This window comes from Gimesia chilikensis, from assembly GCF_007744075.1.
GTDB classification, from domain to species: domain Bacteria; phylum Planctomycetota; class Planctomycetia; order Planctomycetales; family Planctomycetaceae; genus Gimesia; species Gimesia chilikensis_A.
On the sequence record NZ_CP036266.1, the window covers coordinates 4094693 to 4118117 of the forward strand.

Here is a 23425-nt window from a genome sequence, read left to right on the forward strand (position 1 = left end):
TGGATTTTCTTATGAATGACTTGTCCATTCATGGGCAGTTCAACTCGAAATCTGAGTTTTTCAACTCTATTGAAACTGTTATGAAAATTCGAAATTCCATTCGGAAATATGGTCGAGAATTATTTTGCAACAAATCAATGTCTTTTGCACAAGTGACTAGAGATTGTGTGATGCAGCAGTCTATTCAATCGATGCATATTGATAAAAGGCGAGCTTTAATGCAATGGCTTACCCATATTGGTCCCTTTTGGATTGATGAGCGATTACACAAAGAGGATGAGTGGCTTGAAGCACGTGAAGATAGAGACGTTGCAAATTCTGCTGTTGGAGAAGCCGCTTACCGCCGAATACATGGATCTGATTGTGAATTGGTAAGTATGAATCCGTCGGAATGGGTTGAAGAATATGTAAGAGTAAAATGGCTAAAGAATTATGAAGAAACTCACGATATTGAAATTCCAAATCATACCTCGATAGATACTGTATCTAAAACTCTAGAGGAATTACCAGCTACATTCTACGATTGGGACTCTTTGGAGCAATATGCCAAAATTAGATGTGATAAGCTTCATTTTGCTAAAGAGGCATTCACTCCTTTTCGTGGTCATCCTTATGCACAAGGAGTTGCTGAACAAATCATGATCCGGTTGCAGGTCCTGAATCGAATGTGTGAATGTTTTGATAAAAATGGAAATCGAACTAAGGAAGGAGACTTCCTTTATGAACAGCATTTCACCGGCGAGAAAGCCTGGTTTTCCGATTCTGGTAGAGATGAAAAAATCGATTTTAAAAACGATCTTACTTTTCCCCATCCAGAGAAAGCGGGAGAAGTCTTATTTTGTACCTGGCATGGAAAAGTCAAAACTCCACAAATAAGAATCCATTTCTCTTGGCCGATTGCATACAAAACAACTCTTTATGTTGTCTATGTGGGACCGAAGATTACAAAACGTTAATTCAAAAAATAAGGGGCGTTGATGGAAACCGAATCTTCACCTATCGAAGTTCGAGCTGAACTCGTTGACGCATTGCAACTGGACCTCATCGGGCCAACAGAAGGATTGGGTGATCCGCAGGAAATGCTGCCGCAGTCCCCTTCCCGCTGGTATCTGACCGGCTTTCTGGTCCCCACAGAAGCGGATGAAAAGCAGCGGTGCGATCCCACCAGCAATGATGATCTTGACCAGGCGGCAGAACCGGCCGGGCTGGATGATGATAGCACACCGGAGAAAACCGCTGCGCGGCTCTCATTTCTCCCCAGCAGTATGGGAATGAGTGTATTGATTCCCCCACAGGTTGAGAACCTCGAAACTCTGGTGCGTTATGGCGAGTACACACGAGTTGAGCAGGATGAAGGGTATACCGGGCCTCACGAGTGGAGACGGATTCCACGGGAAGAGCATGTCTCTCTCAATGTTGGCGACAGTACGCCCGGGAATGGAAAAGTTGCGGTTCCCAACAGCCGTGGTGTCGAGCTGGTCTGGTCTGTCAGACGTGTTCCCGATACGGGGTTTGAAGGCGGGCTTCCCGACGGGACGCGAAGTCTGTCTGTATTTGTGGTCAATCGCCGTAAACCTGCTCCTGATGAGATTCGCGATGAGGGTTTCATCTTCCAGGTGGATCTGGGGCTGCAAAGCGAAGTTTCTTTCGTCGCCCGACCGAATCTGCACAGCCTGGAAAGTGATGACTGGGACGAGCGCGTGGCTGATCTGCAATATCGCGATGCGTTTGAGTTTTCTGTGGGACACAGCGTTTCCACCGAATCGATGGTCGAACAGGGCGAGTGCAGGAAGGTCAAAACCACCTGGCTGCCCACGGCGGAAGTTGAACGCGTCGCGCCGGCCAAAAAAGAGGGGGTGACCCTCGATATGGGGTTGCTCTCCGTGTTGCGCGATGCCGCGGATGCCCAGGACCAACTGGGGCAGTTCGTTACTTCCTATAAGGAATGGATCAAGAATCAGGGAACATCCCTCGACAGGTTGTCGACGCGCCGCAGGGAAACGGCCCAAGAACTGCTCCATCGTGCGAATCTGGCGGCGGATCGAATTCAATCGGGAATTGACCTCCTGGCAGATCCGCAATGCCTGGAAGCGTTTCGCATCGCGAATAAAGCCATGGCAGCCCAGGGGCGTCGTCGACTGGCTTTACAGTGGAATAAAAAGCCGGAAGAGATCACTCCTGAATGGCGTCCTTTTCAGCTGGCGTTTATTCTGATGAACCTCCGCGGGATTGCCGATCCTACCAGTGACGACCGCGAACTGGTTGATTTGCTGTTCTTCCCAACTGGTGGTGGAAAGACCGAAGCTTACCTGGGGCTGGCAGCGTTCACGCTCGTCTTGAGGCGGCTTCGGAATCCGGGGCTTTCATCCGCAGGATTGAGTGTGCTGATGCGTTATACGCTGCGTCTGCTGACGCTCGATCAGCTGGGACGCGCAGCAGCGTTGATCTGCGCATTGGAACTGGAGCGTCAACAGGATGTAGAAAAGCTGGGCGAGTGGCCCTTTGAGATCGGTTTGTGGGTCGGGAAAGCAGCAACACCCAACCGGATGGGCTCTAAAGGAGATACCGATCCCCATTCAGCGCGCAGGAAAACAATCGCGTTCCAGAACAACGACAAAAAGCCGTCTCCGATTCCCCTGGAAGAGTGCCCCTGGTGCGGTACGAAGTTCAAAGCGACTTCATTTCAACTGCTGCCCTATGCAGACGAACCAACCGATTTGCGCGTTACCTGTGCCAATCGCCGCTGTGACTTTTCGCAGGGGAACAGTCTGCCGATCCTGTCTGTAGATGAGCCAATTTACCGACGTCTGCCCTGCTTCATGATCGCTACCGTGGACAAATTTGCTGCCATGCCCTGGACCGGAGAAGTGGGAGGCTTCTTCGGACGCGTCGACCGGGCTGATTCAGCCGGTTTTTATGGTCCCTGTCATCCTACGGAGGGTGTGCCCCTGCCTGTCGATCGTCTTCCTCCGCCGGATCTGGTGATCCAGGACGAGTTGCATCTGATCTCAGGGCCCCTGGGAACCGTGGTAGGGCTTTATGAGACTGCTCTGGATGAATTATCGGCAATCGATATCGATGGCAAAACGGTTCATCCCAAGATCATCGCTTCGACAGCCACGGTCCGCCGTGCTCAGAGCCAGATCCGCGCTTTGTTTAATCGACGTGATGTGGATGTGTTTCCTCCGCCGGGGCCGGATATTCGCGATTCCTTTTTCGCAGAAACCCATTCGACGGAGGAAAGCAATGCACGAAAATATGTGGGGGTCGCCGCTCAGGGGCGGAGTCCCAAGGTGATTCTCCTGCGAGTCTATATGGCTTTGCTGGGGGCGGCTCAGAAAGCGTACGCTGAAGCCGGTGGTAAGAAGAACACTGAGAATCCCGCAGATCCCTATATGACACTGTTAGGTTACTTTAACAGTTTGCGTGAGCTGGGAGGGGCACGGAGGTTGATTGAAGATGATGTCAGAACGCAGTTGACGGGACGTGGTTCGCGGAAACGGATTGGGGAAACAGAAGGTTTGTTCCTTGATAGAACCATCGCTTATGAGCCAGTCGAACTGACCAGTCGCGTTTCAACAGATAAGGTATCAGAGGCGAAACGCAGACTGTCCCAGCTGTTTAAAGAAAAGGATCATGTCGATGTGGCCATCGCAACGAACATGATTTCCGTCGGGTTGGATATTACTCGACTTGGACTGATGGTCTGTTTCGGGCAGCCGAAAACAAGTGCGGAATATATCCAGGCGACCAGTCGTGTGGGACGTGATGCTGATCGGCCTGGTCTGGTGGTGACCATTCTCAATATCCACCGACCTCGAGACCGTTCGCATTACGAACGATTCACTGCATTCCATAATACGTTTTATCGTAGCGTTGAGGCGACCAGTGTGACCCCCTTCTCTCCTCGTGCGCTGGACAGGGGACTGGCGGGGACCTTGATTGCGCTGGCACGTCTGGGGAATTCAGTAATGACTCCACCGCGCGGTGCCCTCGAAATTCTCAATGAACGGGCCCGATTAGACTCTGCTGTGGATTTGCTGGCTGAACGTGCCCTGGAGACACACGATAAAAGATCATCAGAGGATGCAAAACAGTTAAAGCTAAAAGTACATAAGCAGTGTAATGGTTTACTTGATGCGTGGTATACGATCGCCAAAGAGCTTCATGATGTGGGAGGAGCATTGCAGTACCAGACCGAAACCGGGGGAGCGCAGAGACTGCTCTATGAGTTTTTAAATACTGAATTGAAAACGTTACCAGCGCGCCATAAAAAGTTTCGGGCTAATCGTTCCATGCGTGACGTCGAGCCCAGTGTGAACCTGTGGTTAAAGACCATTGATGGTGTCGATATTGATGAAGAGGAGAAAGATACATGAGTCGACGCCAGCAGAAGAAAGCACCTGGCCAAGTACGTCAGAGCCAACTGATCACGTCCTTTGGCCCCGGAGCGATGATGGATTTGCCTGATCATTCGGTGCTGATCAGTGGCCTGGATGCCTGGTCCTCGGGGGGCGAAGAGATCATTGAACCCCGGCTGACAGACAAGTTGAAAGAATTGTTTGATCCACCTCTGCAAATTTTGCGACTTTTCACCCCTCCCCCAGATTCGGAAGACCCTACAGCGCCCCAGACCGGGATCACAGCCTGGCAGTTTCCGGAATGGTTCATTACACAAGATGTTGACCGAGAGGCCAGCCAGGGGGCTGTCAGAGCCAGGATGCTGGTTCCTCGTCGCATGTTGACGAAGGGGAAATTTGTCGATGATAACAGAAAAAAACGCAGTGTGGTTCCGGTCCGTTTCGTAAGAGCATGTCGAAGTGGACATATCGGCGATATTGACTGGTACACCTTCTCTCACTTTCACGAAACTGATTGTCGTCGTCCTCTATGGATCGAGGAAGTCGGAACGAGTGGGGACATCGCAGAAGTCTATGTGCGCTGTGAATGTGGGAGTCGCAGGCCACTGGCTGAAGCCGTTGGGTTTTCGGCAGGGGCACTCGGACACTGTGATGGTGCCCGTCCCTGGTTGGGACCTTACGCGTGGGAACAGTGTAATGAACTGAACCGTTTGCTGATTCGCCAGGCAAGTAATGCCTATTTTTCCCAGCTGATGAGTGTGATTTCATTGCCTGATCGCAATGAGAATCTGCATGAAGCTGTCAAGTCGGCCTGGGACTTTATTGGTGAAGTCGAAGATACAGAGATGCTCAAATACGAGCGAAAAAAGTCGAAGGTCCATGCGTTGTTGGAAGATTTTCGGGATGAGGAAGTCTTTGCAGAGGTTAAGGTGATCAGGGGAGAGACGCCTCAGATTCCCAAATCAGTCAAGCAGGCTGAGATGGAAACGCTGATTGCCAGTAAAGACGAATTGGGGGATGACAAACCGGACGGTAATTTCTTTGCCAGAACTTTACCACGCGAAGTCTGGGGTCAACCATGGATGAACAGCGTGGAACGCGTCGTGTTGGTTCATCGACTGCGAGAGGTTATGGCTCAGGTTGGATTTACCCGATTTGAAGCTGTATCGCCTGATATTGATGGAGAGCTGGAAATAGGAGTCCGCAGGGCAGCCCTGGCTCGAGAGATTACCTGGTTACCAGCTGTTGAAAACCGGGGAGAAGGCGTATTTATCCAATTCAGTTCAGACGCGGTTGAAAAATGGGTGGCCCGTGAGGATGTGATCGCGAGAGGGACTCGTCTGCTGGCCGGTTACGATGCCTGGAAAGCAGAGCATCATGGCGCGACAAAGAAATTTGTTGAGACGGGAGGTTTACTTCCCTATGTATTATTCCATTCATTTTCTCATATGCTGGTGACGGCGGTTTCGCTGGAGTGTGGTTATCCAGCCAGTTCCATTAGAGAACGCATCTATACGATTCCCGATGTGGGTTATGGAATCCTGCTTTATACAGGAACCTCTGATGCGGAAGGAACCCTGGGAGGCCTGGTTCAAGTGGGCAGGAGAATCCACGAGCATGTTCGAAATGCACTTGAAATGGGAGAGCTCTGCTCTAATGATCCCGTGTGTGCCCAGCATGAGCCTGCCAATATGCATGAACGACGCTTTCTCCACGGCGCGGCCTGCCATGGGTGTCTGTTGATTTCAGAAACTTCGTGTGAACAGCACAATGAGTTTCTGGATCGTGCCTTAGTCGTACCGACAGTGGACAACCTGGGAACCGAATTTTTCAAGATGGCTGCTGAATGAATAATGCCTTTATTAAGCTCGGTAACACGGACCTTGAGACGCTGGCTGCTTATCTGCGTTCTGGTCGTGTGGCGGCCCCTTATACGAGCCTGCAGTTGATGCGTATTCTACCGGCGGGTTTAAGCAGTGAGGTGCTGGAAGGACTGGTTTATTATGACAGTCTCGGGTTTTCCGCAGCTCAAATAGCGACTATTCTGGAACTGGTCGAACAGGATCGAAGAAATGGCCGTTCGGACGAACCGCCGATCGATCTGGTTACTTCCGGACCAGAAGCGCCCGGAATTACAAATCGGGATACCTCTGTTGTTGTTCGTGAACTATTTGCACATGCCAGGAAGTCCGTTCTGGTAGTGGGGTATGCAGTATATCAGGGGCAACGGGTGTTTGAGGCACTGGCGAAACGAATGGAGGAACATCCTGATCTGGACGTCAATTTTTTCCTGAACATCCCCAGGCCAGATCGTGACGAAACGTCCTCTGAGATAATTGTATCTCAGTTCAAACAGCGGTTTAAGCAAACACAATGGCCTGATAGTTCCCGCCTGCCTAATGTGTATTACGACCCGCGTTCTGTGGCGGATGACGCACCAGTCCGCTCTTCTCTGCATGCAAAATGTGTTGTTGTCGATCTGGAACATGTCTTCGTTTCATCTGCTAACTTCACAGAAGCCGGCCAGCAGCGAAATATCGAAGTGGGACTGAATATCAAAAGCGAGTGGTTGGCAGAACGGCTGGTAAAGCATTTCCGCCATTTGCAGGCGGAGGGGCTTTTGGTCAAAGCGTTTTGAGACGGTGGGCTCTAATAAGTATTCATCAACTTTTGGAGTTCGTGTTCATTCCGAAAGCGTCCGAATACACGTTGAATATTCCAATATGGTTCTCTTTTTCTTCGACGTAGTCAGTAATCCTTCCTGAGTTGCCCCCTTATGGCTACCCCAGAAGTCCCTGGTCTTCCCCGGTATGTTGACAGTCCAGCAATTCATTCCTCGGTCAGTTCCACAATCCGATCTACCTCTTCGTCACTGGCCCGGGTATTGCCAGCATGTTCTACCGGGGAAAAGAGAATCCTGGCCTACCGGTCCCCCAGATGGCCGGTCTGGCCCAGAGCCTTGATGACCCGACAAGCGGTCTGGAGATGACATCGGTGGAATGGCTCAAGACCCCGAGTCACCACGTCCGATTCTGGACCACGCCCCGCGAAATTCGTCTACGTCGTATGCGTTAGGTTGGAGCCAGAAAGAAACACGCCCTTCCTTTTCCCCACGATGTGCAAGTTGCCGAACTTTGTCGGGCGTAAGTATGAACGCTGTCGGATCAATTGAAACCTTGTTGACGATTACCCAAAAGTCGCCCATTACTTTATCGAGCGTTTTCCCAAGGGGCACGGGAGCACGCTTGCTGAGTGCCTTCACCTGCACACCAATGTATTTCTTGCCGTCTCCGCTATACGCCACGACATCGATGCCTCTTGCGTTTCTGGCTGTCGGCATCACATTCCAACCGAGGAGGGATAATTGGTAACACGTGAAGTACAATCCTGCATTGCCTACAATTTGGCCGTCTAGTTTCATGCCGTGTTTTCCTTTTCTGATTCTTCGTGGCAGATTTCAGCCAGGCGTTTCCACTATCAACCATTGCGTTATCGAGGTTTACAGAACAAAAGAATGCATGTCGATTGCAATTCAAGATTTTAGTGGTGAGTTTACTCCTGATTTAAAGTTAGCCAATCCAAGATTCAACCAATTTAGCGGCAACTCAACAATTCTGTATCCCTTATTGATATATGAACTTACATCTTTTCAATCATAAATCAGACTATTATTTCGAATATTTCACTAGTTACGTTTATTTCGTTTGCACGATATAATTCTCTAACGACAAGGAGAAATGAAATATGTCAATGCAAACACTAAATGAACCCATTATCCCATCAGTGAGTGAAGTAGGTCTAGCGAAAGCCTCAAGCAGGCGTCTTACACCGTTCGTTAATAAGAATCTAAAAGTACGTATTGCTGAAACAGATGAGCAAATTGAGTTACCAGCCGGTGCTGTTCGGCTACTTGTAGATCTACTTTCAGCAATGGCTGAGGGTAATGCAGTAACGCTCATTCCCATCCATGCTGAATTGACAACACAGCAGGCAGCAGACTTGCTTAATGTTTCAAGGCCATTTCTGATTCGGGAACTGGAATCAGGTGTGATTCCTTTTCGTAAAGTAGGTACTCACCGTCGCGTATTATTTAGCGACCTCATGGAGTACAAACACGAAATTGACAAAAAACGGCATGAAATTCTGGACGAATTGGCGGAACAGACACAAGAGCTAGACATGGGCTACTAATACTTGATTGGTCATGGACGATGGCAACATTCACAGCACTGTACGATGCTTGCGTATTATATCCAGCGCCATTACGTGATTTACTCATGAGACTTGCTTTGACCGATCTTTTCCGCGCAAGATGGACTGATCAGATTCATGATGAGTGGATTCGTAATGTGCTAAAAGATCGGACAGACATCACACCAGATCAGTTGGAACGCACTCGAAGTCTGATGAACTTTCATGTTCGTGATAGTCTGGTACCCTACTGTGGGTCAATCACTTTCACTGCGTTACGAAATCCAGGGAAATCTGATTCGTATCATACCCCTCAATCTTGACACGAACTGGCAAGAAATCCGTCAGCAGTTACTAGATCTTTTAGATCTAAATTCACTGAACGTGGCCCCAATATCATAGATTAAGTTTAATTTTGACTTTCATCTGAGTGCGGATGAATAAATAAACCAACGTCTTCTACATTTAATTAACATTCGCTGCTGAATGCACGAGACCGTCGATGCCCGGACTTTTCAACCTTTTCTCATCTCGATCAAAGAACGTTCAGGAAATATATCCTGGACTTCAAACGGCAAATCAAAGTCATCCATGCGTCTTGATCTGGCAGCGTGTTCCTCCGACGGAGTGCCAGCCCTGGGGACTGGTGGTCGTCTCTGATCTCGGTTATAATTAACGAGGTGTGGTGCAAGAATCTATCGGCCGGCGAGCTGTTGGCTTCCATGTTGCTATTGCCCCTGCTAAGTCAAGTAACAGCAACAACCGTGTAGTAACGGGATAGACGGCCCATAGATATGCACCTGCTTCAAAGCCTAGAAATTCTGTCAATTCAAAAGGGGCGTACTGCATTCACGACATGACAAAGTTGTTCCGTTTGAAATCAGCAAAGAATTTGTTTAATAAAGTAGGCTCACTTCTTCGGCAAGGATCACCGGCCAACTGGCACTGGACGTTTAACTACAATATTAGAGTCGTGCGGGAGAGCAATTATGGAGAATCCCTATGGACCTACCATACCACCACAAGGCCACTCTCATTTGAACCATTGGCTCATGCACACGGCCTCATATCACGAAGCGGCACACGCAGTCGCAGCATACCACTTTCGCTATCCCTTCCATTTCGTAGAGTTGCAGCCAATTACGGATGGCCTAATAGGAGAAAAGGCTCATTTCGTACAGGACACTGATGCCGTAAAGCTCGCCTACGCATACCTTGACGCGAGATCACTTTCATCTATCCAAGCCATTATTAGGCAGTTTGCTGCATTGGAAATTGCAAAAGCAACCAATGTGATGCTTAACGGAATCAATCAGTCACAAGCAGAAATGCACGCCCAGAAAGATCGAGAACATCAAGAGGAGATGTTCACTCTCAATCCCCATCTGGCATCGCATCGACAGAACATTACCAATTTAGCGTATCAAGAGTGCATCCGTCTGTTGAATGACGAAGACTATCAAATTGCAGTGCGTGCTGTTGCAGAACTGCTGATTAATAACCACAAATTGTCGGACAGCGAAGTTAGCCGGGCAATCGAACGGTCAACATCACAAGCATTTATACCAATCGGTGAAGAACCACAACATCGGGATGTCCAAACCGAAGCATTTTTTCTCTCGAAGCGCAGAACTCCCAATGAAGGACCGCTCGGCGATTGGCTTTCTGCGGAAAGAGGCCTTAAGTTCGCTCTTTCGTTTACATCGGAGAATAGGTGAAGGACTTGAGAAACTGCTACATGAATTATTCGGAAGAGCAAATTGCCTCTGAATTACAACAGCATTAATTCAGTCACTGCAGTTTTACCTTCCAAGATTGCTCCCATATCAAGGTATCGTTTTGCCCCCCCAAGCCTCCCAAACCACCATTTTCTGCAAGTGGAGAGTTGGAATGCCACGCCTGCCGGACCTGAAATCGGCCACCCATGCGGCAAGTGGTCTGATCGCGCCTTTGCCGACCCTGCTCACCGAGAAAAACGAGCGAATGAAGCCGATATATCGTGAGGCTCCGGACAGTTTCGTAGCCTCCTCTAGCTCTATCCAAGACCTTCACATACATCAGAATACGGGTTAGAGGCATCTCACCCCCACTAAGCCCCCATGTCTGATGTGTCTGATTTTTACAATTTTTGAGAAAACCCAAAAAACCGTGATTCACACAACACCCTTCCATAATGAAACTTACGGAGACACGTCATCCACAAAACTACTTTCCCGCCGCATCCAATCAATGGCCACTTACCAAAATCAATAAGAGGCCAATTTTATTTATCTTACTGCCCCGTCCCCTGGAAGAGCAGGATCTGCCGGTCTGTCTGAGCATTCTCCGACGCCGACTGGAAGCCAAACTTAGCGAGGCCTGATCCAACTCCCCCAACTGAAGTCAGTCAACCTCACCAGCTGTCAGGTTTCAGAGGAGCAGATCCAACGGCTACAGAAGTCCCGTCCCGACTACAATGTCATCCGGTAAAGACGGTTCTTCTCAGATTCAGAGTTAGACTTTCCCGGAAGGTCTACCTATTATTGTAGAGTCTAAATTTCTGTCCGATAAATTGCCTGAGGAGACATGTATTGCCACAAGTAACCATTTTGAAGAATTTAAATAACACTATTTAAAAGCTCTATCCATCAGGCTGCTCCAGTGCCTTAAAAACGTCTTTTACACCCAGCTCGTCCCCCAACCACAATACAGCCTCATTCAGCAGATCCTGAGGGACCGTGGTGTAGTGCCGATCAGCCATACTAAGGGGTGCGTGATCCAGGAACAGTGACTCCAGTCCCTGGTAGTGGCGGTTATTCCTGATCAGGGAGGCCGATGTTTTCTTGAGCATTTTGAGGGTGAAGTCGATCTCGGCATTCTTGGCTAAGCGTCGAATTGACGATCTGACAGCATCTGTCTTCTGAATTTTATTACTTGCATCAAGGAACTCAGTCTTTAATGCTTTCCCAGTGTTGGTCAGCAGTACTCGCTCTTTATCAGAGCTCTTTTCCTTTTTTAGCAGCTCAAAAGTTGGCTCCCACAATGGATAGCTGACTGTAGGGACTGAGTCATACTTATTCGTCTTACTGCGTTTCCTGGTAATAATACCAGCAGTCCAGTCCACCTCATCCGGATGGAGATCAGACATATCCTGCTGCGTCATAGCACAATTGAGTCCCAGCAACAGATAGAGCTTTGTGCGTTTTGTTGCCTGCTTCAGTATCTCTTGAACCTTCGCAATCTCCAGTACTTTGGTCTGCCCTTTTTTCTTGGCGATCCGCATTTTTTTGTCATCAATATTTTTCGGCAGATGTTCTAATTTATCAGTATTGTTCGCCAGCCAACGCAGGAACGACTTAAAGCTGGAAAGAATGTCATGCGCGTAGCTATTCGAGAACTTGTCTGCAGCAATTTGTTGAAGCAAATGATTACGAAATCCAGAAAGTGTCGCAGCATCAACTTTACATACTGAAGTAGTTCGTCCAGTAAACTGCATGACGATGTCTAAGTGAACGCGTAAAGAATCAGCACGTGCGGCAGTCAGTTGACCTGCGGATACTTCAGTTCGTTTCTCACTCAGGAACGTTTCTACATTTGACGTGAAAGTATCATCAACACCGGTTTGAGAAGTCCTTTTGTTCTGAGCTTCGATGCGGTCCTGCCAGAGAGTCTGCTCGAAAGGAACTGGCCCTTCGACCATTCGCACTGGTTCAAGTCCCTGTTTCACATATTCCGCTTTGAGGTGCTCATCCATCTCGACTGGTGCAGGTCCTGCGAAAAAACGATCTGCCCAACAGAGTGCTGGAGGGACGCGATTGTCCAGTCGTTCAGTGAGATCTTGAAGCTTATCTCTGGCGAGTACTGCAGTAACCTCATCACCGTGATCTACGGACCAGGACAGGACCGTGTTCCATTCTGCTATCACAGCCTCGTATTCTAGCCTGTGAGGCTTATTTCTGATGGCCTCGTGATCAAGCTCAGCTTTGAGACGCTTCCACTCAGACTCAGCATGTCTCTTGGCTTCGCGATCACTTTTTCCCAAGCCTCCATCGAAGCGATATTTCTTACCCCGATATTCGATCTTCCACTTTCCGCGGGCACTCTCCCAGTTCAATTTTGGTTGCCGAGCCATCTGGTAATCCCCTCTGGTCCGTTAAATGGTCCGTTATTCTGTGGTTTTCATTGTAATAACGGATCAGGTGCATTCGCAACCCATTGATATGAAATCACTTATTTTTCGGTACGCATGTTCGGGACGCAGAGGTCGCAAGTTCAAATCTTGTCATCCCGACTCTTAAGTCAAACACAAAAGACCACTTATCGAAACAGGTTCTGTTTCAGTAAGTGGTCTTATTTGTTGTAGATTGAATCCCATTATCAAACCGCTCCGGGCTGTTTAAAAGCGCCCCCCCAAAACGCCCCCCAGTGACCGGCATCCTTTATCTGCATGTCCTCAATTTGTATCCCGAGACTGTATGCGCTATGATTGAATCTGCGTCATTGAGCTTTCCCAGATAACGAGAGATAAACCCCATGGCTAATCGGCCCGTCAGAGAATTAGAAGTCATTCGCACAAGCAGAATCACCGAGCATATGTTGCGAATCACTTTAGGGGGCGCTGCGATGGCTGATTACCCCAGCAATCAGGAAAGTGCTTACGTGAAACTGATGTTTCCGCAAGCAGGTGATAAGCCTTCTCAAAAGCGATCCTACACCATCAGACAACAAAGGCCGATGGAAATCGACCTCGACTTTGTGCTGCATGATCCCCTGGGGCCCGCATCCTCCTGGGCGAAACAGGCGCAACCGGGAGACCGGATTCAGGTCGGCGATCCCGGTCCCAAAAAATTGATCAATCATGACGCTGACTGGTTTCTACTGGTCGGTGACATGGCCGCGTTACCAGCGATCAGCGTCAACCTTGAGCAGTTGCCTGACGATGCCAGCGGACATGTCGTCATCGAGATTCCCAGCGAAACTGAGATCCAGACCCTGAAAGCACCAGCTGGTCTGAAATTCCACTGGGAAGTCAATCCCCAGCCGGATCCTGAGGGAGGTTTTCTGATTTCAAAGGTCAAAGCCTTGCCCTGGCAGGCAGGCCAACCAGCCGTCTGGTCCGCCTGCGAATTCAACAGTATGCGGCAACTCAGGCATTTCTTCAAGGAAGAGCATCAGCTTCCCAACAGTCACTTATATCTGTCGAGCTATTGGAAACTCGGGCAATCCGATGAAGGACATAAGCAGGCGAAAAAACTCGACAACGAGCAGTCTACGGGTGAGTGATATACCGTAGAACTCGGGACATGTCATGAGTCTGTGCTGCTGATTCATTCTTTTCTGATTTAGTATTTCAGTCCTGCATAAGTGTCTGTTTCTTGAAAACGCTAAGAATGCATCCTCCGAATTCTCTCTTAAAACGCTCTGTTTTAATCTTAGAACTAAAAACAAACACTGTCCCTGCCTGTTGACCTTGCAACTTCCCTTCAGTTACGATTCGTCTACGCGGCGAATTGGTCTCTCCAGTGTAGTGTCAGGCAGCTCCGCATAGAAACTCTTTTTGAGGAACAGGACTTAATATGGCTGAAGGCACGATCAAAGTGGTAATGCAGAAGGGCTTTGGATTTATCGATACTGGAACTGGCAAAGACCTGTTCTTCCACTCATCGAATCTCGAAGGAATACCATTCGACCAGCTCCAGACCGGACAGCGAGTGTCATACACTGAAGGACGTGGTCCCAAAGGACCGTGTGCCGAGAACGTGAGACCAATCTGAGGAAACTGAGAACAACTTCGTTTTTAATCTCAGCAACACGAACAGGAGCAAACAGGGCCTTCATCTTGAAGGTCCTGCTGGATCCAAGGTTAACCCGGATTACGAAAACTCGAAATAGAACAGACAGATACACGCTTTTGCCTGTCAGGCGGCTACCTTGAAACGTAAAGAAAGCCGCTCTTCTATGAAACCTCAGTTCTATAAGATACTCGCCTGTCTGCCCACGGATTTCGGCATGCTTTGCTTACGGCAATACGAGTTGTTCTGCAAACCGGGAACGATCGTGACTAGAGTCACATTCAATTATTAGTTCCTGGTGAGTAATTACCTGACGACCTCCGAAAATGCGATGTTGGAGAACGGACTGAGCCCACGTCTCTACTGGATTATTTGCTGTGTCATTAGTGGATATTGAAATTTCAGATCACGGTTTGTCCTTGCCCGAAGAGATTGATATTTTTCTTCGTGAAGCCGATTTACGAGTTAACCAGTTTCTTGAGAATAGCTCACGCCGCACCACTGGCTTTGTCCCCAGTGATTTCAAAACGGTCTATCACGCTCTGCAAGCCATCATCGATGAGAATCTTGCCTCCGGAAATTTGATGTGCGAATGGGGAAGCGGTTTCGGAGTGGTGGCGTCCTTAGCTTCGATGCTTGAGTTTACCGCCTGTGGCATTGAAGTTGACCAGGCCCTGGTTGAAGCATCCCGCAGACTGGCAGATGATTTTGATCTCCCGGTAGAGTTCGCTTTGGGTAGTTTTATCCCCTCGGGCGCCGAATTCCTTGCTGAGGAGGCGTATGTCGACAACAACGCCGCTTATTCCTGGCTCATCACAGATGCGGAAGATGGATACGATGAGCTCCAATGTAGCCTCGAAGATTTTGATGTTGTCTTTGCCTACCCCTGGCCCGGCGAAGACTATCTGATCTCAAATTTATTCGAGAAATATGCCGCTGAGGGAGCACTGCTACTGACGTACGACTACCCTGAAACAATGCGTCTGAGACGTAAGGTGAGCGAACTGCCCTAACCCCTCTAACGGGTTCGAATTCCTGTCTCCCCTACGACAGTCCCCATTTCTGGTCTCGATTTCTGCATCAGCCCCTTTTCCGCCAGGCAAGGGCGCATCACTGCTCCCATTCACCCACTCCCGACTCTGAGCCTGTAGACGTCTGGAGCATCACCTGCCTGGGACGATCTCACACAGAACCCTGAGCCGGTCGAATCATAGCCAGCTCTCAACATCATCTTAATACACACATTTCTTTTATGCAATAGCATTGCATTTGCATCTAAGTGTGATTATATTCGATTCTCACCCATCAGACACAAACAGTACTTGAAGTGAGATTCTACATGGATTACCTGAACCAGATCGTGCCGTCTGCGGGAAACAGTTCCGAGATGGCCCTGCTGCTTGTACTGTATATCGTCGCCTGGGGCAGCCAGTCTGCAGGTCTGGTTGTCTCACGTCAGTGGTACCTGGTTCCTTTTACTGTAGGGCTGGTGGGACTCACAGGCTTTCTGCTGAATCCGATTGCCGATTCCAGAACACTCTTCGATATTAAAACCGCCCTGCTGTCCCGTGATTCGCTGCTCCTGCTCTGTGGGGGACAGCTATTCCTGACAGCAAGCTGCCTGGTGGCCGCTCTTCACTCCGTTTCCAGTTCCTGTCCCGAGCGCTGGCGAACAGCCCTGGGGTTTCTCAGCTGTATTCCCTCACCTGCTGTAATCGTCTTTGCACTCCTGCTGGAATTGCAATGGCTGTCCTCTCAAGCAGGTGCCCGGCCTGAACTGGCAGGTATCGGCGTTGGCGTATTTCTGGCATTGAGCATGTCTCTGCTCTGCTTGTTGGGAGCCTGGTTGAAACAGATCTTCGTATTACGCTTTCACCTTGTCTGCTGTCTGACAACTTGCATTCTCGCAGGATTACTCACCACTCTCGGCCAATCCCTGCCTGCTGTCCAGACGACTCAAACGTTCCGACAGTTAATTCAGGAATCCGGACTGGCGGTGCTGATTACCATGGCTTTAGTTGCAGTTGGCTTCCTGCTGGAACGAAACCAGCAGACGCGTCAGTTTCAAGCTCCGTCAGACGGTAAATCATCCTAGTTTTTCACTCAACACATCCAAAGTTTTAATACCATGAATCAAATCACACATGTATTTTATATCTTGTCCAATGCTCTGCTGATCCCGGTCATGCTGCTGCTGTTATATTCGCTGGTCAGAGTCCTGACCCAATGCGGGCGGACTCTACAGGAATTTCTGAGTCGCAATCAGCATCGCGAGCAGCGTCAGACCGTCGAGCTGGCCATCCAACAAAACCAGGCAGAATGGCCAGAAACCTCAGGTAATGAAGAATTTCTCAGGACGTTGCAACAGATTCGTAATGCAGGCGATGATCTACCGCGGATCGCTTACAGTATTTCCCAAGCTGAAATGCACTGGCAACGGAAAGTAGACCTGCTTCGGGGAATGGTGAAACTCGGCCCCAGCCTGGGTCTGATGGGCACCTTGATTCCACTCGGGCCAGCCCTGGTTGGCCTGGCAGTCGGCGATATTCAGACGATGAGCAATAACCTGGTCATTGCCTTCTCCACCACCGTACTGGGTCTATTCGTCGGTATGCTCGCTGGTTACCTGGTTACGATCCACAAACACTGGTACCAGGCTGATCTCTCTTTACTCAATTTCGCTGCAGAACGACTCTGCGGGCTGTCAGAGCCATCTGAACATCAACAGCAACAGGAAGAAAAGCCGATCAACACTCGGACTCGAGATGCAGGAGACCGGATCCATGTCTGAACAGAGTCATCTCGTCTCCACAAATCAGTCACAGCAGGGGAACCGACTGCAGCAGTTTCGTACCCTGCGAACAGGAACATCTTCCCGGTTGTCAGACGACACAGAGGATGACCCGTTGACAGCCCTGGCCAACCTCTTTGATGTCGCCATGGTTTTCGCGGTTGCCCTGATGGTCTCGCTGATTTCCTATCTGCAGGTCCCCGCCCTGCTCAAGGATAAGGATTACACCATCATCACAGACCCTGGCACACCCGAGATGGAAATCATCGTCAAAGAGGGGCAGGAAATTAAACAGTATGAGGCCTCCCAATCGAAGGGAGCGGGCAAAGGTCAACTGCTGGGACAGGCGTACCAGTTACCAGACGGGCGTGTGATCTATGTGCCTGCAGAGGGTGAGCCGACTGGTACCCCGTAGTTTCTACTGACATTCCATATGGTTGAAGATTAACGATGTTCAAGAAATATTTAACCTCTGTTGTACTGTTGGCCCTTTGTTTTTCAGGCGGACTCTGGGCGTACTATGAATATCTCCGCCCCTTTCGGATTGCCACTATCGGTTTTTCCGACACCGACTGGGCAAACTGGGAAAACGCTTTGCAGCAGACTCCCTATTCGCTGCACCGTTATCCCGATGCAGGCATCGATACTGCCAACCTTCAGAATTACAATCTGGTTTTCATTCGCGGGCAGGGTCTGAATCTCACCCCCGAACAGGTAGCACGAATCGCACGTGCCCGTGCAGCGGGAACGCACTTTTATATCCGAACCGCAACCAATGCCCTGTCTAACCAGCAGAACAGTCTGCCGGAAACACATTGTCAGCATATAGCCGACTATTTAAAGCATGGCGGAGAAGACAACCTCATCGGCATGGCTCATTATGCAGCCCATCACCTGGGGGGCCGGGAAGTCGAAGTCCCCGCGCTGATTGAAGTTCCTCAGTATGGATTTTTCCACCTGGACGGAAAAATCTTTGAGTCACTGGCAGACTATGAAGCGTTTGCTTCGTCCAGAGTATCAGCCAGAGATACTGAAGCACCTCGAGTGGCTCTGTTAGCGGGTTTCATGGATCCACAGGACAAAATGAACCGGGAACCCGTGGATGTCATCATTCGAAAGTTGGAAGCAGGCGGTGCGAAGGTCTATCCCATTTTTGGTCGTACGGAAGCATTCCCTCTTCTGCAGGCTGTCCAACCCGATCTGATACTGACTTTCCCACACGGTCGCTTCTCGTATGGGGGACAGGGAGACCAACTGCTCCGCGAGCTGAACTGCCCGATCGTCAGCGCGCTTCCGTTACTCTCGAACCGTGAACGCTGGCTCAACGACGAACGCGGAATGGAAGGAGGCTTCATGGGTCAGTCGATCACGGCCCCAGAGCTGGATGGCATCATCGAACCGATCGTCGTCTCCTCCATGGAACCTAATGCACGCGGGCTCAATGTTCGGGCTCCCATGGACGATCAGATCGAAAATCGCGTTAATCTGCTTCTGAACTGGCTTAAGTTACGAAAAAAACCAAATTCAGAGAAACGGATTGTCATTGTCTATTACAAGTCTCCAGGCATGGCAGCACTGTCTGCCGGCGGACTGGAAGTCGCTCCTGCGCTCTGGAACACATTACAGCGTCTACAATCTGAAGGTTATGACCTCGGCGGTCCCCTCCCGGAATCACCCGACGCTTTGTTCGCACTCATCCAGGCGAGAGGCAAAACACTCGGTCAGTGGGCCCTGGGTGCCTTCGAGACTTTTCTCAAAGAAGCTGATCCGGAACTGGTTCCAGCCACCCGCTATGCGGATTGGTTCCAAAAGGCACTCTCTCCGAAGCGGCAACAGGAGACCATCAAGCTCTGGGGAGAATTACCCGGCGAAAAAATGGTCACCAGCGTTGATGGCCAACCCCATCTGGTCATCAGCCGCATTCAGTTGGGGAATATCGTGATTATGCCCCAGCCAACCGTAGGTGGAGGCGGCGAGACGGAAGACGAGATCAGCTCAATCCATGGGACAGACCAGGCTGCCCCACACTTTTATCTTGGTGCCTACCTTTGGGCTCGTTATGGATTCCAGGCCGATGCGATCATGCACTTTGGCACGCATGGCTCCCTCGAATTTACGTATGGGAAATCAAACTGCCTGAGCCGAGACTGCTGGCCGCATATTCTTATCGGCGATGTCCCCCATATTTATCCCTATGTGATCAATAACGTCGGCGAAGCCCTGGTTGCCAAGCGGCGTTCCAATGCTGTAATTGTCTCCCATCTGACGCCCCCTTTCATGGAGGCGGGACTCTACGGCGATCTCTCTCTGCTGCACGATAAAATTCATGACTGGGAACAGGTAGAAGATCCGCTGTTGCGCGAAGAGACACTCCGTTCGGTCACGGAACTGGTGAATGAACTCAACCTGGCAGAAGATCTGGGTCTGAATGGTGAAGAACTGACCAATCGATTATTAACCGAAGCAGAACTGACTGAAGTCCACAACTATATTCACCAGTTGAAAGATCAGAGCATCACCGACGGGCTCCATGTCATCGGACGTAACCTGGGAGAGAAACAGATTGAGCAGACGGCGACCGCGATGCTCGGGGAACAAGGCGTCGACCAGTTACTAACGGCATTGGGGAAACCGGTGAACGATGACTCCATGGAATATCGACAGGATCTGGCCCGACAATTCGTCTCCGAAGTACTCACAGACAAACTGAAAACAGATTTACTCTTCAGTGCAGACGAACAGGCGAAAATCAAAGCAGCAGTTGCAGCCGAAAAACAGAGAACGTCTCCCACCGCGGGACAGAAACCAGATGGACTCTCCGGGGCCACTCAGAAAAGCAAAGCAAAACACAAACAACAGACATCCCCCGGAAAAAGCAGTACCCCATCTCATCCGAGAGATCCACAGCAGAAACAAGGGACTCAACCAGCAGGCGCAGAGCCAGTTGATTCTAAACAGCCCCCATTAAACGACTCACCAGCAGATGATCAAAGTTCGCGTTCATTCTCTGCTGCACAACTGATCTTCGTAAGCGCTGATGCTCAGTCCACCGACGATCAACAACTCGCTCCAAGAGTGAAGCTCACAACAGACTCTCCCGTAGCCGCAAGAAAACCCCGGGAGGAGCCTGAAACAAAACGACTCTGGAACTCTGTGGACGAGTTCAAAGCGATGATTGTCAAGTCGCCTCTGCAGCAACAGAAACTGATCGAGCTCATCGAAGCCTCCCAACTGAATGTCCGGAATCTGCAAATCTCTCCGGAACGCGAACTGGAGCAGATTACCGCTGCTCTCAATGCCAGTTTTATCGCCCCATCCAGTGGCGGAGACCCGCTGGTCAATTCTGATGCCATTCCCACCGGACGGAATCTGTATTCGATCAATGCAGAACAGACACCCACGCCGGAAGCCTGGCGGGTTGGTGTCAGACTGACAGATGAGATGCTGGCAGCGCATCAAGCCTCACACGCTGGAAATTATCCCCGTCAGGTTGCGATCTCACTTTGGGGAGGTGAATTTATTCGAGGCAAAGGCACCGCAATCGCTCAGATTCTGTATCTCATGGGGATGCGTCCTGTCTGGAATTCGCGTGGTGTCGTCTACGATGTCGAAGTCATTCCTTCAGACGAACTCCAAAGGCCACGCGTCGATGTGCTGGTCCAGACGTCAGGTCAATTTCGCGACGCTGCCGCTTCCCGGATAAAACTGATTGATGATGCCGTTCAGATTGCCAGTAATCTGGAACAGGAAAAATTCCCGAACTTCGTACGCGAAGGAACTGAACAGACAGAGCAGGCCCTGAAAAAAGGTGGCGTATCAGCTAAAGATGCCCGGGATTTTGCTACGGCCCGAATCTTTGGCTCCGCCTCTAACAGCAGTTATGGTACCCAGATCATGGGCATGGTCGAACGGGGAGATACCTGGGAGTCTGAAAGTCAGGTCGCGAAACGCTACATTCAGAACATGTCGGGAGTCTATCGGGACGGAGACCGCTGGGGCACAGTTCTGCCGGGACTGCTGGAAGCACAAATGCAGGGAGTCGAAGCGGTCGTACATCCCCGCTCATCGAATACGTGGGGGCCACTTTCACTCGATCACGTTTATGAATTTATGGGGGGGATTACCCTGGCTGTTCGCGATACAACGGGGACTGATCCTACAGGCTACTTCAGCGACTTGAGACAACCTGGTCGTGCAAAAGTCACCACATCCATTGGCGCTATCCGCGAAGAAGCCCGTACCGCCTTGTGGAATCCTCGCTTTATTCAGAGCATGCAGCGTGAGGGTCCTTCCGCTGCTGCTTCACTTACTGAAAATGTACGCAATATGTATGGCTGGAATGTCATGCAGCCAGCGGCTATCAGCCAGGATATGTGGGACGAAACGTTTCAGGTTTATATTGAAGACAAACATAACCTGAAGATGCGCGAATACTTTGAAGAGAAAAACCCGTATGCACTGCAGGACATGACTGCGGTGATGTTGGAAACAGCCCGTAAAGGATACTGGACTCCCAACAAAGAAACCCTGCAGAAACTGGCTGCAGTGCATACCGAACTGGTAGCCGAACATGGTGCTGCCTGTTCTTACGAAACGTGTGGCAATCAGGCATTTCATGATTTTTTGAATCAGCAGTTAAATGCCCCAGGCAACGAAACCAGTCCCACTACCCTCTCTGACTATCAGCTCGCATTGTCAGCGGCTCTCCAGCCGACACTGTCATTGCCCGAAGTCGAAGGGATTGAAATGAGTGAAGTTCAGCAAGAGTCCACGGAAGCGGATGTAATTCCCGAACAGAGCCCGGCACTGATGATCCTCGTTTGTTTTGGAGTGATCTGTTTCGTCCTGGGTTCCAGTATTCTGCGTAGAGAAAAACGACAGATCTCATGAATCAATAGTCTGCTCAATTACAACAACGACAGATTCATCAGTTCCTGATATGTATCCGAGGGGAGGCTTCTCTCGGATACAACGCTCTTTGTACGCCCTCCCTTCATAGCTTTCCAGCCCACATTTCCTCTGCGCGTATTAATGTCTAAGGCATTTTTATAAAAAACGCATTATTGCAATTGTTTTGCATTTGCATTATTACGTATATTAATTGTATTGTGCGTAAACAGTCACAGATTCAGGCAAGCCGCCGCCTAACGCCGGATTCGATTCCTCTTTTTCAAAATCCGTTGGAGTATAGAACATGAAACGCAAACATCGTGGTTTCACACTGATCGAATTACTGGTGGTGATTGCCATCATCGCCATTCTCATTGCCCTGCTGCTGCCTGCAGTCCAGATGGCACGTGAAGCAGCCAGACGAACTCAGTGCAAAAATAATTTGAAACAACTTGGTTTGGCGCTCCATAATTACTATTCCACACATTCGCGTCTCCCATTGATGGCCGCCGACTCGCTGTATGGCTACTCCCCTTCAGCTCAGTTGCTGCCTTACATCGATCAGGCTAATCTGCACAACCTGATCGATTTCAGTGAGCCACTGTTATCAGGTCCTCCCTGGGCTGCCACTCTCAACCCGGGTCTGGTGGATGTCGTTAAACAGACAATTCCGATCTTTATGTGCCCCAGTGATGCGGGAAATGTATTCTACACCGATTCAAATGGAGCTGTCTGGGCTGGATCAAACTACCTTGTCAATGGGGGTACCGGGCTCAACCTGGAGTATTGCACAACAGCCAATGATGGCCTCTTCTGGCGTGGTTCCTCGACGCGACTGCGCGATATTACTGATGGAACCACGAATACGATCTTCATGGCGGAAACTCTGTTTGGGGCCAGAGGACCTGACACAGGAACACTCCTGGATCCGAATCGGCAGATGAAACGCGTCTCTGGCGGGGGAGCCTGTAGTGTGAATTCCGATGCTCTCGTTTCCCAAGCTGCTTCGGCCTACGATGGAGGCCGTGCCGGGATGTGGATTCGGGGGCTTGGCTACACCACGCTTGTCCACGGATACTACTCCCCTAATTCACAATCACCTGATGTGGTTCATCATGGGGAGGTCGTTTCAGGAGCCCGCAGCCTGCATGTTGGTGGTGCCAATGTCCTGCTCTGTGACGGAAGCGTGCGGTTTCTGGGGGAGAACATCCATCTGGAGACGCTGCGTAACCTGTTCAGTCGCGCTGATGGTCAGGTCCTGGGTGAATTTTGACCGTTCGCATATCCTTGCTCCCCAGACAGTCTGTTTAGAAACGATGTTTTAACTCCCCGATGAATGCTGTGAACTCTCCCATGCCTGTTAACTCTCATTTTCTTGTTCGACGACACCTTGCAGTGCTTTTGCTGACAGCCCCAGCTCT

16 protein-coding genes and 1 pseudogene are annotated in these 23425 nt (G+C 50.0%); 15 read left to right on the forward strand and 2 right to left on the reverse strand.

Features of this window, described 5'->3' with window-relative positions:
• Positions 1 to 11: 11 nt before the first annotated feature.
• From HG66A1_RS15585 to drmC, 4 genes are read left to right on the forward strand one after another with little or no spacing between them, the layout of a single operon-like run.
• On the forward strand, positions 12 to 956 hold the full coding sequence (locus HG66A1_RS15585; RefSeq protein WP_145185709.1) for a hypothetical protein: 945 nt from the start codon (positions 12 to 14) through the stop codon (positions 954 to 956).
• Positions 957 to 977: 21 nt separating this feature from the next.
• The gene (gene drmA / locus HG66A1_RS15590; protein WP_145185711.1) at positions 978 to 4379 is read left to right on the forward strand and encodes a DISARM system helicase DrmA; all 3402 of its coding nucleotides are present in this window, start codon (positions 978 to 980) and stop codon (positions 4377 to 4379) included.
• Complete coding sequence (drmB, locus tag HG66A1_RS15595; protein ID WP_145185713.1) at positions 4376 to 6211, forward strand: DUF1998 domain-containing protein; 1836 nt, start codon at positions 4376 to 4378, stop codon at positions 6209 to 6211. The genes drmA and drmB overlap by 4 nt, the downstream gene beginning before the upstream one ends.
• Complete coding sequence (gene drmC / locus HG66A1_RS15600) at positions 6208 to 6999, forward strand: DISARM system phospholipase D-like protein DrmC (protein WP_145185716.1); 792 nt, start codon at positions 6208 to 6210, stop codon at positions 6997 to 6999. Before drmB ends, drmC begins: the two co-directional genes overlap by 4 nt.
• Positions 7000 to 7365: 366 nt before the next feature.
• On the opposite strand, the gene HG66A1_RS15605 is transcribed toward drmC, so the two are convergent.
• Positions 7366 to 7782 (reverse strand): hypothetical protein, encoded by a 417-nt coding sequence (locus HG66A1_RS15605; RefSeq protein ID WP_145185718.1) that lies wholly within the window; start codon positions 7780 to 7782, stop codon positions 7366 to 7368.
• Positions 7783 to 8105: 323 nt separating this feature from the next.
• On the opposite strand from HG66A1_RS15605, the gene HG66A1_RS15610 reads away from it, so the two are divergent.
• From HG66A1_RS15610 to HG66A1_RS15620, 3 genes and pseudogenes are all read left to right on the forward strand, one after another.
• Positions 8106 to 8552 carry an excisionase family DNA-binding protein gene (locus HG66A1_RS15610; protein WP_197997162.1) on the forward strand — a complete coding sequence of 149 codons (447 nt, stop codon included), beginning with the start codon at positions 8106 to 8108 and terminating at the stop codon, positions 8550 to 8552.
• A 20-nt stretch (positions 8553 to 8572) separates the two neighbouring features.
• Positions 8573 to 8797 (forward strand): annotated as a pseudogene (locus tag HG66A1_RS32820) (PIN domain-containing protein); the annotation flags it as partial.
• A 744-nt stretch (positions 8798 to 9541) separates the two neighbouring features.
• On the forward strand, positions 9542 to 10270 hold the full coding sequence (locus HG66A1_RS15620; RefSeq protein ID WP_145185721.1) for a hypothetical protein: 729 nt from the start codon (positions 9542 to 9544) through the stop codon (positions 10268 to 10270).
• Between the two features lie 902 nt (positions 10271 to 11172).
• Here the strand turns inward: HG66A1_RS15620 and HG66A1_RS15625 are convergent.
• Positions 11173 to 12663: a tyrosine-type recombinase/integrase gene (locus HG66A1_RS15625; RefSeq protein WP_145185724.1), complete on the reverse strand. Its 1491-nt coding sequence runs from the start codon at positions 12661 to 12663 to the stop codon at positions 11173 to 11175.
• A gap of 401 nt (positions 12664 to 13064) precedes the next feature.
• Between HG66A1_RS15625 and HG66A1_RS15630 the strand changes: the two genes are divergently transcribed.
• From HG66A1_RS15630 to HG66A1_RS15665, 8 genes are all read left to right on the forward strand, one after another.
• Positions 13065 to 13814, forward strand: a complete 750-nt coding sequence (locus HG66A1_RS15630) for a siderophore-interacting protein (protein WP_145185727.1) — start codon at positions 13065 to 13067, stop codon at positions 13812 to 13814.
• A gap of 293 nt (positions 13815 to 14107) precedes the next feature.
• Positions 14108 to 14305 (forward strand): cold-shock protein, encoded by a 198-nt coding sequence (locus HG66A1_RS15635; RefSeq protein ID WP_145185730.1) that lies wholly within the window; start codon positions 14108 to 14110, stop codon positions 14303 to 14305.
• Between the two features lie 404 nt (positions 14306 to 14709).
• Positions 14710 to 15336: a hypothetical protein gene (locus tag HG66A1_RS15640; protein WP_145185733.1), complete on the forward strand. Its 627-nt coding sequence runs from the start codon at positions 14710 to 14712 to the stop codon at positions 15334 to 15336.
• 326 nt (positions 15337 to 15662) lie between these two features.
• Positions 15663 to 16418 (forward strand): hypothetical protein, encoded by a 756-nt coding sequence (locus HG66A1_RS15645; protein WP_145185736.1) that lies wholly within the window; start codon positions 15663 to 15665, stop codon positions 16416 to 16418.
• A 33-nt stretch (positions 16419 to 16451) separates the two neighbouring features.
• A complete protein-coding gene (locus HG66A1_RS15650; RefSeq protein ID WP_145185739.1) occupies positions 16452 to 17114 on the forward strand; it encodes a MotA/TolQ/ExbB proton channel family protein in 663 nt (220 codons plus the stop codon).
• Entirely contained in the window at positions 17107 to 17529 is a 423-nt protein-coding gene (locus HG66A1_RS15655; RefSeq protein WP_145185742.1) for a DUF2149 domain-containing protein, read from the forward strand. Before HG66A1_RS15650 ends, HG66A1_RS15655 begins: the two co-directional genes overlap by 8 nt.
• 35 nt (positions 17530 to 17564) lie before the next feature.
• Positions 17565 to 22004: a cobaltochelatase subunit CobN gene (locus HG66A1_RS15660; protein WP_145185745.1), complete on the forward strand. Its 4440-nt coding sequence runs from the start codon at positions 17565 to 17567 to the stop codon at positions 22002 to 22004.
• A 304-nt stretch (positions 22005 to 22308) separates the two neighbouring features.
• On the forward strand, positions 22309 to 23277 hold the full coding sequence (locus HG66A1_RS15665; protein ID WP_145185748.1) for a DUF1559 domain-containing protein: 969 nt from the start codon (positions 22309 to 22311) through the stop codon (positions 23275 to 23277).
• The last annotated feature ends 148 nt before the right edge of the window (positions 23278 to 23425 follow it).